This window comes from Streptomyces koelreuteriae, from assembly GCF_018604545.1.
GTDB classification, from domain to species: domain Bacteria; phylum Actinomycetota; class Actinomycetes; order Streptomycetales; family Streptomycetaceae; genus Streptomyces; species Streptomyces koelreuteriae.
Genome location: NZ_CP075896.1, coordinates 2,747,011 through 2,760,708, shown reverse-complemented (window position 1 = coordinate 2,760,708; position 13,698 = coordinate 2,747,011). Strand labels below are relative to the sequence as shown.

Annotated in this window: 12 protein-coding genes; 11 read left to right on the top strand and 1 reads right to left on the bottom strand. The window is 68.6% G+C overall.

All coding sequences use genetic code 11. The annotated features are described in order from the left end of the window. The first annotated feature begins 69 nt into the window (after positions 1 to 69). The 8 genes from KJK29_RS12050 (at position 70) to KJK29_RS12015 (ending at position 9,701) form a co-directional block, all read left to right on the top strand. Positions 70 to 693: a hypothetical protein gene (locus KJK29_RS12050; protein ID WP_215118769.1), complete on the top strand. Its 624-nt coding sequence runs from the start codon at positions 70 to 72 to the stop codon at positions 691 to 693. Between the two features lie 143 nt (positions 694 to 836). Beyond that, entirely contained in the window at positions 837 to 2,744 is a 1,908-nt protein-coding gene (typA, locus tag KJK29_RS12045) for a translational GTPase TypA (RefSeq protein WP_215118767.1), read from the top strand. A 621-nt stretch (positions 2,745 to 3,365) separates the two neighbouring features. After that, on the top strand, positions 3,366 to 4,979 hold the full coding sequence (locus KJK29_RS12040) for a peptide ABC transporter substrate-binding protein (protein ID WP_215118759.1): 1,614 nt from the start codon (positions 3,366 to 3,368) through the stop codon (positions 4,977 to 4,979). Between the two features lie 133 nt (positions 4,980 to 5,112). Continuing rightward, on the top strand, positions 5,113 to 6,042 hold the full coding sequence (locus tag KJK29_RS12035) for an ABC transporter permease (RefSeq protein ID WP_215118757.1): 930 nt from the start codon (positions 5,113 to 5,115) through the stop codon (positions 6,040 to 6,042). Then, on the top strand, positions 6,035 to 6,997 hold the full coding sequence (locus tag KJK29_RS12030; protein WP_215118755.1) for an ABC transporter permease: 963 nt from the start codon (positions 6,035 to 6,037) through the stop codon (positions 6,995 to 6,997). The genes KJK29_RS12035 and KJK29_RS12030 overlap by 8 nt, the downstream gene beginning before the upstream one ends. An 11-nt stretch (positions 6,998 to 7,008) precedes the next feature. Beyond that, a complete protein-coding gene (locus KJK29_RS12025) occupies positions 7,009 to 8,067 on the top strand; it encodes an ABC transporter ATP-binding protein (RefSeq protein WP_215118753.1) in 1,059 nt (352 codons plus the stop codon). After that, a complete protein-coding gene (locus KJK29_RS12020; RefSeq protein ID WP_215118752.1) occupies positions 8,060 to 9,208 on the top strand; it encodes an ABC transporter ATP-binding protein in 1,149 nt (382 codons plus the stop codon). Before KJK29_RS12025 ends, KJK29_RS12020 begins: the two co-directional genes overlap by 8 nt. Before the next feature lie 82 nt (positions 9,209 to 9,290). Then, positions 9,291 to 9,701 (top strand): VOC family protein, encoded by a 411-nt coding sequence (locus tag KJK29_RS12015; RefSeq protein ID WP_215118751.1) that lies wholly within the window; start codon positions 9,291 to 9,293, stop codon positions 9,699 to 9,701. Between the two features lie 124 nt (positions 9,702 to 9,825). On the opposite strand, the gene KJK29_RS12010 is transcribed toward KJK29_RS12015, so the two are convergent. Then, positions 9,826 to 11,949 carry a prolyl oligopeptidase family serine peptidase gene (locus tag KJK29_RS12010; RefSeq protein WP_215118749.1) on the bottom strand — a complete coding sequence of 708 codons (2,124 nt, stop codon included), beginning with the start codon at positions 11,947 to 11,949 and terminating at the stop codon, positions 9,826 to 9,828. 177 nt (positions 11,950 to 12,126) lie between these two features. On the opposite strand from KJK29_RS12010, the gene KJK29_RS12005 reads away from it, so the two are divergent. The 3 genes from KJK29_RS12005 to KJK29_RS11995 all read left to right on the top strand — a co-directional run bounded on the left by KJK29_RS12005 (position 12,127) and on the right by KJK29_RS11995 (position 13,651). Beyond that, entirely contained in the window at positions 12,127 to 12,321 is a 195-nt protein-coding gene (locus KJK29_RS12005; protein ID WP_019755516.1) for a hypothetical protein, read from the top strand. A 62-nt stretch (positions 12,322 to 12,383) separates the two neighbouring features. Further along, positions 12,384 to 13,244: an N-acetyl-1-D-myo-inositol-2-amino-2-deoxy-alpha-D-glucopyranoside deacetylase gene (mshB, locus tag KJK29_RS12000; protein WP_215118748.1), complete on the top strand. Its 861-nt coding sequence runs from the start codon at positions 12,384 to 12,386 to the stop codon at positions 13,242 to 13,244. Beyond that, positions 13,241 to 13,651, top strand: coding sequence for a DUF6113 family protein (locus tag KJK29_RS11995; protein WP_215118746.1), 411 nt, complete (start codon positions 13,241 to 13,243; stop codon positions 13,649 to 13,651). The genes mshB and KJK29_RS11995 overlap by 4 nt, the downstream gene beginning before the upstream one ends. The last annotated feature ends 47 nt before the right edge of the window (positions 13,652 to 13,698 follow it).

Below are 13,698 nucleotides of genomic sequence, written 5' to 3'. Positions count from 1 at the left end.
CATCATGAACACGACAGTGATCATGGTGCGGGCTCCCTGGCGTCCGTACACGGGGGACGGGGCCGGCGCATGCGCGGCAGAGTACGGCTGACCTGGGCGACGGGGCTGGTCATCGGGGCGCTGATGACGGGGCTGACGGCGTGCACGGGGGACTCCGGCGGCAGCGGGGAGGACAAGGCCGAGGCCTGCGCGGACGGTACGTACGCATGGTCCGGCGTCCGCCGGGAGCAGCGGCTGACCGCGCTGTCCGACCCGATCAGGTTCAAGAAGAAGACCGCCACCTACTCGGCCCGTCTCGAGCCCGTCGGTGACACGGTGTACCGGCCTTCGGTGACCGGTACCCCCGAGGGCGCCGACGCGGCCGGTGTGATCAAGGCGCTGGGCAAGCACCTGAAGGTCGATGAACCGCTCGCGGGCCCGTCGGAGACGGAGCGGCCTCGGGACGACCACTACTTCGAGTCGGCGACCGGCGACCACTTCGGCGCGTACTACTCGTGGGCGGCGATCGACCTGGTCGAGGCCGACTTCACCCACACCTGCGGGGACGGCGAGCCCGCCAAGGGCCATGTGCGGACCTGGGAAGGGACCGGCGCCGGATTCCTGCCCTGTTCCATGTCCTCGGACGAAGAGGCCGGCCGGCTCGCCGCCGAGCAGACCTGTCCCGCCGGATCCGAGGCCGCGCAGGACCTCTGACCTGCACTGACGTATCCCGGCTCACCCCAACGGCCGCGCACCCGTACCATGGGGTGTGGCCGTGGCACGTTCAGCCCGGCAGGGCCCGCGCACCGCAGACGTCCGCGCAGGGCATTCCTCACACTCCGGGAGTACGCCTTCTTATGGCCACGCGCCACGACATCCGCAACGTCGCCATCGTCGCCCACGTCGACCACGGCAAGACGACCATCGTCGACGGCATGCTGAAGCAGGCCGGTGCCTTCGCCGCCCACCAGCTCGAAGGCGTCGACGACCGCATGATGGACTCGAACGACCTGGAGCGTGAGAAGGGCATCACGATCCTGGCCAAGAACACGGCGGTGAAGTACCACCCGAAGGACGGCGGGGAGGTCATCACCATCAACATCATCGACACCCCCGGCCACGCCGACTTCGGCGGTGAGGTCGAGCGCGGTCTGTCGATGGTCGACGGTGTCGTCCTGCTCGTCGACGCCTCCGAGGGCCCGCTGCCGCAGACCCGCTTCGTGCTGCGCAAGGCGCTGCAGCAGCGTCTGCCCGTCATCCTGTGCATCAACAAGACGGACCGCCCGGACTCCCGGATCGACGAGGTCGTCAACGAGACGTACGACCTCTTCCTCGACCTGGACGCCGACGAGGAGCAGATCGAGTTCCCGATCGTCTACGCCTGCGGCCGTGACGGCATCGCCTCGCTGACCAAGCCCGACAACGGCACGGTCCCGGGCGACTCCACCAGCCTGGAGCCGTTCTTCTCCACGATCCTGGAGCACATCCCGGCGCCGACGTACGACGAGGCCGCCCCGCTCCAGGCCCACGTCACCAACCTGGACGCCGACAACTTCCTCGGCCGTATCGCGCTGCTCCGCGTCGAGCAGGGCGAGCTGCGCAAGGGCCAGACGGTCGCGTGGATGAAGCGCGACGGGTCCGTCAGCAACGTCCGCATCACCGAGCTGATGATGACCGAGGCGCTCACCCGCAAGCCGGCCGAGATGGCCGGCCCCGGTGACATCTGCGCGGTCGCCGGTATCCCGGACATCATGATCGGCGAGACCCTGGCCGACCCGGAGAACCCGGTCGCACTGCCGCTGATCACGGTCGACCAGCCCGCGATCTCCATGGTCATCGGCACCAACACCTCCCCGCTGGTCGGCCGTGGTGCCACCGGCAAGGGCGCCGACAACAAGGGCGCCGTCAAGGACCGCAAGGTCACCGCCCGCCAGGTCAAGGACCGCCTCGACCGCGAGCTGATCGGTAACGTCAGCCTCCGCGTGCTGGACACCGAGCGCCCCGACGCCTGGGAGGTCCAGGGCCGTGGCGAGCTGGCCCTCGCGATCCTCGTCGAGACCATGCGCCGGGAAGGCTTCGAGCTGACCATCGGCAAGCCGCAGGTCGTCACCAAGGAGGTCGACGGCAAGACGCACGAGCCCGTCGAGCGCATGACGATCGACGTGCCCGAGGAGCACATGGGCGCCGTCACGCAGCTCATGGGCGTCCGCAAGGGCCGCATGGACAACATGTCCAACCACGGCTCCGGCTGGGTCCGCATGGAGTTCGTCGTCCCCTCCCGCGGTCTGATCGGTTTCCGTACGGAGTTCCTGACCCAGACCCGCGGCACGGGCATCGGCCACTCCATCCACGAGGGCTTCGAGCCCTGGTTCGGCGCGCTCCAGACCCGTAACAACGGCTCCCTGGTCGCCGACCGCTCCGGTGCGGTCACCGCGTTCGCGATGACCAACCTCCAGGAGCGCGGCGTGCTGTTCACCGAGCCGGGCACCGAGGTGTACGAGGGCATGATCGTCGGCGAGAACTCCCGCGCCGACGACATGGACGTCAACATCACCAAGGAGAAGAAGCTCACGAACATGCGGTCCTCGTCGGCCGACTCGTTCGAGGCGATCGTCCCGCCGCGCAAGCTCTCCCTGGAGCAGTCCCTGGAGTTCTGCCGCGACGACGAGTGCGTCGAGGTCACCCCGGAGGCCGTGCGCATCCGCAAGGTGAACCTGGACGCCCGCGAGCGCGCCCGCGCCGCGAGCCGCGCCAAGCACGGCTGACGCCTCTCACCGCACGACGACGCCGGGCACCCCGCATCAGCGGGGTGCCCGGCGTCGTCGTAAAGGGTCGTCGTAAAGACGGGGGAACGCGAAGGCAAGGGTGAGGGAAAACCCTCGATTTGGCCGGCGCAGCACTGCGGAACGCCCCGCTCCCACTAACCTGTCGCGAAAGCGCTGCACCCTGCCCTGAGCCAGGAGCCGGTCAACGGCCTTACGGCGGAAGCCTCTTGAGACGGCGACAGCCGCCGGTGGCACCCTGCACGGCAGCCACGGGAGTCGCAACCCGTTTATCTCATCTCTGTGTCCGGAATGCGGACACCAGCCACCGATAGATGTGTAACAAGTCCGTTTCGCAGGGATCTTTCACCAAACCCTTTGTCCGGATTTTGGAAGAAGTAGGCTTGAGCTGTGATCGAACCGAGACCTCGAGAGTGTGGTTCGGTCTGGGCGTTTGGCAGATAGTTAGGCGCGTAGAGCTCGGATGTACGGGTCAGTAGCCGGCAGCGGCGCGACTCACGAGCGCGGGGGCACTCGACGAATTCCGGCACCGGCGACGGGCGGGCGCCGTGATCTGTCCTGTGCTCCCTTCGCGGTGAACCAATGACTTCATAGGAGGAACCCATGCGCGGTGCCAGGAGCGCCAAGTGGGTCGCGGGGGCGATAGTCGTCGCCCTGGCCGCCACCGCCTGCGGCGGCGACAGTGACGGCGAGGGGAACAGCAAGGGTTCCGGGCCGGCCGGATACGTCTCGATCGACGTCGGTGAGCCCCAGAAGCCGCTGATCCCGGCTGACACCAACGAGAGCAACGGCTCGTACGTCATCCAGTCCCTGTTCACGCAGCTGCTGGACTTCGACTCCAAGGGCGAGATCGTCTACACGAACGCGGAGTCGGTCACCACCGACGACTCCAAGACGTGGACGGTCAAGCTCAAGAAGGGCTGGAAGTTCCACAACGGCGAGGAAGTCACCTCCAAGTCGTACATCGACGCTTGGAACTGGTACGCCAACATCAAGAACAACCAGCAGAACTCCTTCTGGTTCCAGGACATCAAGGGCTACGACGATGTCCACCCGGAGAAGGGTGACCCGAAGGCCGAGACCATGTCCGGTCTGAAGGCCGTGGACGACCACACCTTCACCATCGAGTTGAAGAACACGATGCCGTACTTCAACTACAAGCTCGGCTACACCACGTGGGCCCCGCTGCCCAAGGTCTTCTACGACGACCCGAAGGCCTTCGGCCAGAAGCCGGTCGGCAACGGTCCCTACAAGTTCGAGAAGTGGGACCACAAGAAGCTCATCCAGGTCAAGGCCTGGGACGAGTACCAGGGCCCGAACAAGGCGAAGAACAAGGGCGTCCAGTTCAAGGCCTACACGACGCTCGAGGCCGCCTACAAGGACGTCGTCTCCGGCAACCTGGACATGATCCGCCAGGTCGGCCCGACGGACCTGCCGAAGTACAAGCAGGACCTGGGCGACGGCGCCATCGAGCAGCCGTACGCGGCCATCCAGACGCTGACCCCGGCGTTCTACTCCAAGACCTTCAAGGACATCGACCCGAAGGTCCTGCAGGGTCTGTCGATGGCGATCGACCGCAACACGATCACCAAGACGGTTCTGAACAACACCCGTACGCCGGCCGAGTCCTTCACTCCGCCCGGCGTCAAGGGCAACCAGAACCTGGACACCGACGTGTTCACGTACAACCCGACGAAGGCCAAGCAGCTCATCGAGGAGGGCGGTGGCGTTCCGGGCAACAAGTTCACCGTCCAGTACAACACCGACGGTGGGCACAAGGAGTGGGTGACCGCGGTCTGCGAGTCCATCCGCAAGGCCACCGGTGTCGACTGCGTCGGCGACCCCAAGCCGGACTTCGCCACGGACCTCGAGGCCCGTGACAACGACCAGGTGAAGGGCATGTACCGCGGTGGCTGGGTCGCCGACTACCCGGTCAACGCCAACTTCATGAAGGAGCTGTACCACACCACCGCCGAGGCCAACAACGGTCGCTTCTCCAACAAGGAGATCGACAAGCTGATGAACGAGGCCGACAAGGCCAAGTCCCTCGACGAGTCGGTGAAGGCCTTCCAGGAGGTCGAGAAGAAGCTGGTCGAGCACATGCCGGCCATCCCGCTCTGGTACTACCGCATCAACGGCGGCCACGGTAAGAACGTCGACAACGTCAACGTCGACTTCCACGGTGACCTCGAAGTGTGGGCCGTCACCACCAAGTAAGAGGAGCCTCGCAGGCTCTTCCCACTCGGCCGTAAGCCCGCCGCCGCCCTCGGTGGCGGTGGGAGGTGCGTGGGGCCGTCTCGTGACCAGGAGACGGCCCCCGCACCTGCGTTAACCCCTCACGGAGGCACCTATGGGGCGCTATGTCGCACGACGACTGCTCCAGATGATCCCGGTGTTCATCGGATCAACCTTGCTCATCTTCTGCATGATGTACGCCCTGCCCGGCGATCCCGTCCGGGCGATGATGGGGGATCAGGCGTACGACCCGACGGTGGTCGCGAGCATCAAGAAGGACCTCGGCCTCGATCAGCCGCTCATCCAGCAGTACGTGAACTACATGACCGGGCTGCTCCAGGGCGACTTCGGTACCCAGATCGCCAGTCAGCGGCCCATCGCGGACGTCATCGCCGACGCGTTCCCGGTGACGATCAGACTGACGATCTTCGCCTTCACCTTCGTCACGGTCGTGGGCATCGGCCTCGGTGTCGTCGCCGGCCTGCGCCCCGACACGCTGCGGGACCGCGGCCTGCTGACGCTGACGCTGATCCTCGTCTCGATGCCGTCCTTCGTGCTGGGCTTCCTGCTGCAGTACCTGCTGGCGTTCAAGTGGCAGGTCACGACGCCGACGGTGACCGACTCGACCGACTTCGGCCAGCTCGCGCTGCCCGCGACGGTACTGGCGTCGCTCTCCCTGGCCTACGTCGCCCGACTGACCCGCACGTCGATCGCGGAGAACCTGCGCTCCGACTACATCCGCACCGCCGTGGCCAAGGGGCTGCCGCGCCGCCGTGTCGTCGGGGTCCACCTGATGCGCAACTCGCTGATTCCCGTGGTCACCTTCCTCGGTATCGAGATCGGCAGCCTGATGACCGGCGCCATCGTGACCGAGGGCATCTTCAACGTGCGCGGTATCGGTATCGAGATCTACGACGCGCTCAGCCGTCGCGAGGGCGCCACGGTCGTGGGAATCGCCTCGCTGATGGTGCTCATCTACCTCGCTGCCAGCTTGATCGTGGACCTGCTCTACGCGGTCCTGGACCCGAGGATCCGGTATGCCTGACAAAACCGTCGAGAAGAAGGTCGAAGCCCTTCCCGGTGACACCGTGAGCACCGCGGGCGTCGTCGTGACCGACGCCGGCCCGGCTCCCGAGAAGGCCCGCAGCCTGTGGTCCGACGCCTGGCACGATCTGCGGCGCAACCCGCTGTTCCTGGTGTCGGCCGTGCTGATCGTGTTCCTGCTGGTGATGTCGATCTGGCCGGGACTGTTCACCAGCGCCTCGCCGCGCGACGCCGACCTCGCCAAGCACTACCTCGGCAAGCCGAACTGGGGCCACCTCTTCGCCCCGGACTGGTTCGGCTACGACGTCCAGGGCCGCTCGATCTACGCACGGGTCGTCTACGGTGCCCGCGCCTCGATCACCGTCGCCGTGGGTGTCACCGTCGCCGTCACCGTCATCGGCACGTTCATCGGCATGGTCGCCGGCTACTTCGGCGGCTGGACCGACACCCTGCTCTCGCGGGTGACCGACATCTTCCTCGGCATCCCGTTCCTGCTCGGCGCCCTGGTCGTGCTCAACTCCTTCGACAACCGCACCGTCTGGGTCGTCATCATGGCCCTCGCCTTCCTCGGCTGGACCCAGATCGCCCGCGTCGCCCGCGGTGCCGTGATCACCATCAAGCAGGCGGACTACGTGGTGGCCGCCAAGGCACTCGGCGCGTCGACGTCCCGGATCCTGTTCCGGCACATCCTGCCCAACGCGCTCGCACCCATCATCGTCGTGGCGACCATCGCGCTCGGCGGCTACATCGCGGCCGAAGCCACCCTGTCCTTCCTGGGCGTGGGTCTCGGTGACACGGCGGTGTCCTGGGGCGGCGACGTGGCGCGTGGACGTGAGCAGCTCCGTATCGCCCCCCACACCCTGATCATCCCGTCGGTGATGGTCTCGATCACGGTGCTCTCGTTCCTGATGTTCGGCGATGCGGTACGCAACGCCCTCGACCCCAAGCTGCGCTGAGGGAGGCGTACGTGACCATCATCGATGAAACGGCCGGGAGCCCCGCCCCGGACAGCTCCGGGGACGCGGGCCGCCCGCTGCTCGAAGTCCGTGACCTGCACGTGGAGTTCCGCACCCGCGACGGCGTCGCCAAGGCCGTCAACGGCGTCAACTACTCCGTCGCCGCCGGTGAGACGCTCGCCGTGCTCGGCGAGTCCGGCTCCGGCAAGTCCGTGACCGCGCAGGCGATCATGGGCATCCTCGACATGCCCCCCGGCCGCATCCCCAAGGGGGAGATCCTCTTCCGCGGCCAGGACATGCTGAAGATGTCCGCCGAGGAGCGGCGGAAGATCCGCGGCAGCAAGATCGCGATGATCTTCCAGGACGCGCTCTCCTCGCTGAACCCGGTGCTCTCCGTGGGCTACCAGCTCAGCGAGATGTTCCGCGTCCACCAGGGCATGTCCAAGAAGGACGCCAAGGCCAAGTCGATCGAGCTCATGGACCGGGTGAAGATCCCGGCCGCCGCGGCGCGCGTCAGCGACTACCCGCACCAGTTCTCCGGCGGTATGCGCCAGCGCATCATGATCGCGATGGCGCTCGCCCTGGAGCCGGACCTGATCATCGCCGACGAGCCGACCACGGCGCTCGACGTGACGGTCCAGGCCCAGGTCATGGACCTGCTGGCGGAGCTGCAGCGCGAGTACAACATGGGCCTCATCCTGATCACCCACGACCTCGGCGTCGTCGCCGACGTCGCGGACAAGATCGCGGTGATGTACGCGGGCCGGATCGTGGAGACCGCCCCGGTGCACGAGCTGTACAAGCGGCCCGCGCACCCGTACACCAAGGGTCTGCTGGACTCGATCCCGCGCCTGGACCAGAAGGGCCAGGAGCTGTACGCGATCAAGGGTCTGCCGCCCAACCTGCTGCGCATCCCGAGCGGTTGCGCCTTCAACCCGCGCTGCCCCCAGGCCCAGGACGTCTGCCGTACGGACATTCCGGCGCTGCACCCGGTCGCCGAGCGGGACGGCGGCGAACTGGCCGGCCGCGGATCGGCCTGCCACTTCTGGAAGGAGACGATCCATGGCTGAGCTCAGCAAGACCGACGAGCCGCAGGACGCCACGCCGCACGTCTCCGAGGTCGACGTCGTCGACGCCCACTCCGAGTCGGAGGCGGTCGCCGCGATCGAGGCGCCGGTAGAGCGGGGCGAGCCGATCCTTCAGGTGCGCAACCTGGTGAAACACTTCCCCCTGACCCAGGGCATCCTGTTCAAGAAACAGGTCGGGGCGGTCAAGGCGGTCGACGGCATCTCCTTCGACCTCTACCAGGGCGAGACGCTCGGCATCGTGGGCGAGTCCGGCTGTGGCAAGTCCACGGTCGCCAAGCTGCTGATGCTGCTGGAGAAGGCGACCGCGGGCGAGATCTTCTACAAGGGCCAGGACATCACCAAGCTGTCCGGGCGTGCGCTGAAGGCGGTGCGCCGGAACATCCAGATGGTGTTCCAGGACCCGTACACCTCACTCAACCCCCGTATGACGGTGGGTGACATCATCGGGGAGACCTTCGAGATCCACCCCGAGGTGGCCCCGAAGGGCGACCGCCGCCGCAAGGTCCAGGAGCTCCTGGACGTCGTCGGCCTCAACCCCGAGTACATCAACCGCTATCCGCACCAGTTCTCGGGCGGTCAGCGCCAGCGCATCGGCATCGCCCGCGGCCTCGCGCTCAACCCCGAGATCATCATCTGCGACGAGCCGGTCTCCGCGCTGGACGTGTCCGTCCAGGCGCAGGTCATCAACCTGATGGAGAAGCTCCAGGACGAGTTCAACCTCTCCTACCTCTTCATCGCGCACGACCTGTCGATCGTCCGGCACATCTCGGACCGGGTCGGGGTCATGTACCTCGGCAAGATGGCCGAGATCGGAACCGACGAGCAGATCTACGACCACCCGACGCACCCCTACACCCAGGCGCTGCTGTCGGCGGTCCCGGTGCCGGACCCGGAGGCCCGTGAGGGCCGCGAGCGGATCATCCTGACCGGCGACGTCCCGTCCCCGGCCAACCCGCCCTCCGGCTGCCGGTTCCGCACCCGGTGCTGGAAGGCGCAGGACAGGTGCGCCGAGGAGGTGCCCCTGCTGGCGATCCCCGCGCGCTTCGAGGACGCCGACACCCCGGCGGCCCACGAGTCGGCCTGCCACTTCGCCGAGGAGAAGGACGTGGTCCACGCGGCCTGACGGCCCCGCACGACGTCCCTCCCGGTTCCCGGTGCCTTCTGACGAGGGCACCGGGAACCGGCGTTTCCCACGGGGGTCAGGAATGCTGCATCACATCGAGCTGTGGGTCCCCGATCTGCCCCGGGCGGCCCGTGCGTGGGGCTGGCTCCTGGGCCGCCTCGGCTATGTCCCGTACCAGGAGTGGGAACGGGGGCGCAGTTGGCGCCTGGGCGCGACGTACCTCGTCGTCGAGCAGTCCCCCGCCCTGCGGGGAGCCGAGCACGACCGTATGCGGCCCGGCCTCAACCATCTGGCGTTCCACGCCGGGACGGCCGCGGAGGTCGACGCGCTGGCCAGCGAGGCGCCCGCACACGGCTGGACGCCCCTCTTCGCCGACCGCTACCCCCACGCCGGGGGCCCGGACCACCACGCCGCCTACCTCGCCGACACCGACGGGTTCGAGGTCGAGCTGGTGGCGTCCCAAGTGCCCGCAAACCCCCGCCAACTGCGTTAACAAGCAGGCAACTTCGGCGACCCGGTCCCGATATACGGACGCGTCAGGCTGAACTCCGTACGGCCGTGCGGGTGCCGTAAGCGGGCCGGGACGCGCCATGTCGTCCCGGCCCGTTGCCGTGGGCTCAGGCGGTGGTGATGCCCAGGGAGCGCTTGAGGAAGTCGACCTGGAGGAGGAGCAGGTTCTCGGCGACCTGTTCCTGCGGGGTGATGTGCGTGACCCCGGACAGCGGCAGGACCTCGTGCGGGCGGCCGGCGGCCAGGAGGGCCGAGGAGAGGCGCAGGGCGTGGGCCACGACCACGTTGTCGTCGGCGAGGCCGTGCACGACCATCAGGGGGCGGTGCGGCTCGGCGGGGGAGGACAGCCCGTCGGCGGTCACCAGGGAGCTCCCCGCGTACGACTCCGGGTGCTCCGCCGGGGTGCCCAGGTAGCGCTCGGTGTAGTGCGTGTCGTAGAGGCTCCAGTCCGTCACCGGCGCCCCCGCGATGCCCGCGTGGAAGACATCCGGGCGGCGCAGCACCGCGAGGCCCGCCAGCCAGCCGCCGAAGGACCAGCCGCGGATCGCCACCCGGGACAGATCCAGGGGATACCGCTCCGCGAGGTCGTGCAGCGCCTCCACCTGGTCGTCGAGCGACAGCGTGAAGTCGTGGTGGATGCCCTTCTCCCAGGCCGGGGACCGCCCCGGGGTGCCGCGGCCGTCCGCGACGATCACCGCGAAGCCCTGGTCCGCGAACCACTGCGAGGTGAGGTGCGGGTTGTGCGCTGCGACCACCCGCTGCCCGTGCGGCCCGCCATAGGGGTCCATGAGCACCGGCAGGGGGGTGTCACCGGCGTAGTCCCGAGGCATAAGCACGGCGCACGGGATGCGGCGTGCGCCCCCCTCGGTCAGCGTCACGCGGGGGGACATACCGGGGTCTTCGGCGTAAGAGGGGACAGTCGCCGTCGCTTTTCCGTCGCGCAGTACCTGCAGCCGCACACCTGGCTGATTCAGCGTCGCCGAGACCAGAACGGTGACGTCCCCGGCCCGCGCGGCCGAGTGCACCCCCGGCTCCTGCGACAACCGCTCCACGCCCAGCTCGTTCACCCGGTACACATGCACCTGGCCCGTCTCCGCCTCGGCGGCCTCCTCGCCCGCAGACGCCGAGACCAGCACATCGTCGTCGGAGACGTCCAGCACGGTCCGGACATGCAACTGCGCTCCCGTGAGCGGCCGTTCCCCGACCGCCAGCACCCGCGCACCGCCCTCGTCCGCGATCCGGACCAGCTGCCCGGACGGGCTCCAGCACGGCACCCCGGGGAAAAGATCAAGCCATGTTCGATCTTCGTCGGCGTGCACCATCCGCGTCGCGCCCGACCCCGGATCCACGGCCAGGATCAACTGGCTGCGCTGATCGCGCGCCTGGACGAGCAGCAGCGGCGCGCCCGCCGCTGACCAGTGGACATGCGCCAGATACGGATACCGCGCCCGGTCCCAGGCGACCTCCGTGCGCACCCCGTCCAGGCCGATCACGAACAGCCGCACCTCCGCGTTGCCGGTGCCCGCCGCCGGATACGCCACCCGCTGCGGCTCACGCCCCGGATGCGCCGGATCGGAGATCCACCACCGCTGCACCGGGGTGTCGTCCACCCGGGCCACCAGCAGCCGGTCCGACTCCGGAGCCCACCAGAAGCCGCGCGAACGCCCCATCTCCTCGGCCGCGATGAACTCGGCGAGCCCGAATGAGACATTCTCCGAATCCGGCTCGGCGAGCGCCCGGTCACCGTCCCCCTCCGCGCCCACCACCCGCAGGGCGCCCTGCGCGACATAGGCGATGTGCCGCCCGTCGGGCGACGGACGCGGGTCGATCACCGGCCCCGGCGTGGCGAGCCCACGCGCCGTCCCGGCCCGCAGCTCGGCCGCGAAAAGCCGCCCTGACAAGGCGAAAGAGGCCAGCTCCACGGCCGCGTCGGTGGCGTACCCGACGATCCCCGCCCCGCCCTCGCGGCTGCGCTCACGCCGCGCCCGCTCCTCGGGCGACAGATCCTCCGAGGCACCGCCCAGCAGGGCACGCGGGTCGGCGGCCACGCGCTCCGCGCCCTCCTCCGTGTCGAGGACCCACAGCGAACTCGCCCGGTCCGTACCGGAACCGGAGCGCAGGAAAACAACACGTGAACCGTCGGGCGCCACACTGAACGAACGCGGCGCGCCGAGCGTGAAGCGCTGGGTGCGGGCGTGCCGGCGGGGGAAGGAGTCAGGCTCGGTCGTCATGCCCTGACCATATTGGCCATGCGCCCCCTTGTGCGGCCGTGCGCCGATCGATGCGCACGGACGGATAGTTATGATCAATGTCGCATAGTGGGTATGAACCTGCTGGCTGCTGTACGGATTTAATGCCCCCATAGTCCGACCCCCCGCGCCCTTGTGGATCTTTGGAGGTGAGCCGCCGTGGCACTCTCGATTTCGGCGGTGGTGCTGCTGGCGATCATCGTCTTCTTGCTCATCAAGAAGTCGGGACTCAAAGCCGGGCATGCCGTGGTGTGCATGCTGCTCGGCTTCTACCTCGCCTCTTCGACCGTCGCTCCCACGATCAGCGAGCTGACGACGAACATCGCGGGCATGATCGGCAGCATCAAGTTCTGACCGCCCGGGTCCCGCGTACGGCCTCGTGAGCAGGGGTCGCGGGACCTCGTAGGGTGGTTCCCATGACGGAACTGCCCGACCGGCGTCTGCTGCTGGTGCACGCGCACCCGGACGACGAGTCGATCAACAACGGCGCCACCATGGCCAGGTACGCGGCAGAGGGTGCGCACGTCACCCTCGTCACCTGCACCCTCGGTGAACGCGGGGAGGTCATCCCGCCCGAGCTCGCGCACCTGACCGGCGCCGCCCTCGGGCAGTACCGCCGCCAGGAGCTCGCCGCCGCCATGGCCGAGCTCGGCGTCCGGGACGTCCGCCTGCTCGGCGGCGCCGGACGCTACAGCGACTCCGGGATGATGGGCCTGCCCGACAACGACGACCCCGGCTGCTTCTGGCAGGCCGACGTCGACGAGGCCGCCGCCCACCTCGTCGAGGTGATCCGCGAGGTACGCCCCCAGGTCCTCGTCACCTACGACGACGACGGCGGCTACGGCCACCCCGACCACATCCAGGCCCACCGCGTCGCCATGCGCGCGGCCGAACTCTCCGCCGAGGCCGGCGCCCCGGTCGCGAAGGTGTACTGGAACCGGGTCCCACGCCCCGTTGTGGAGGAGGCCTTCGCCCGGCTCCACGACGACCTGCCCGGCCTCCCCTTCACCAAGGCGGCCGCGGTCGACGACGTCCCCGGTGTGGTCGCCGAGGAGCGCGTCACCACGGTGGTCGACGGCACCGCCCACGCCGCCGCCAAGGCCGCCGCGATGCGCGCCCACGCCACCCAGGTCACCGTGGCCGAGCCGTACTTCGTGCTGTCCAACGAACTCGCCCAGCCCATCCTGGCGACCGAGTACTACGAGCTGGTGCGGGGCGAGCGTGGTCCCGGTGAGCGGGAGACCGACCTGTTCGCCGGTGTCGAGGAGACCTCATGAGCGACCGGAGTCCGATGCTCGCCCAGCCCGTGCGGCCGCCGTCCGCCGCACGGGTCACCGCCTGTCTGGGGTTCTTCCTGCTCGGCGCCGTGGTCGGCGTGGCCGGGGCGCTGGTGCAGCCCGCGTGGTTCCCGGGCGGGCTGCTGCTCGCCCTCGCCGGGGAGGCCGGAGCCGTCCTGGGCGCGTCACTCGTCACCCGCGGCCGGATCGGCGGCGTCGCGGCCGCCGCAGGCTGGATGCTCGCCGTCATCCTGCTCACGGCCAGCCGCCCCGAGGGCGACTTCCTCTTCGCCGCGGGAAGCGGCTCCTATCTCTACCTGCTCGGAGGCATCGGTGTTGCTGTGATCTGCGCCACCCTTGCCCCGGGGCGGCAACCGGACGGCGGCCCCGTCCGACTTGCCAAATGACGTACCACTTCGCCAGGACGTGCCCGTGGGGGTCCGGTGTGGGATTC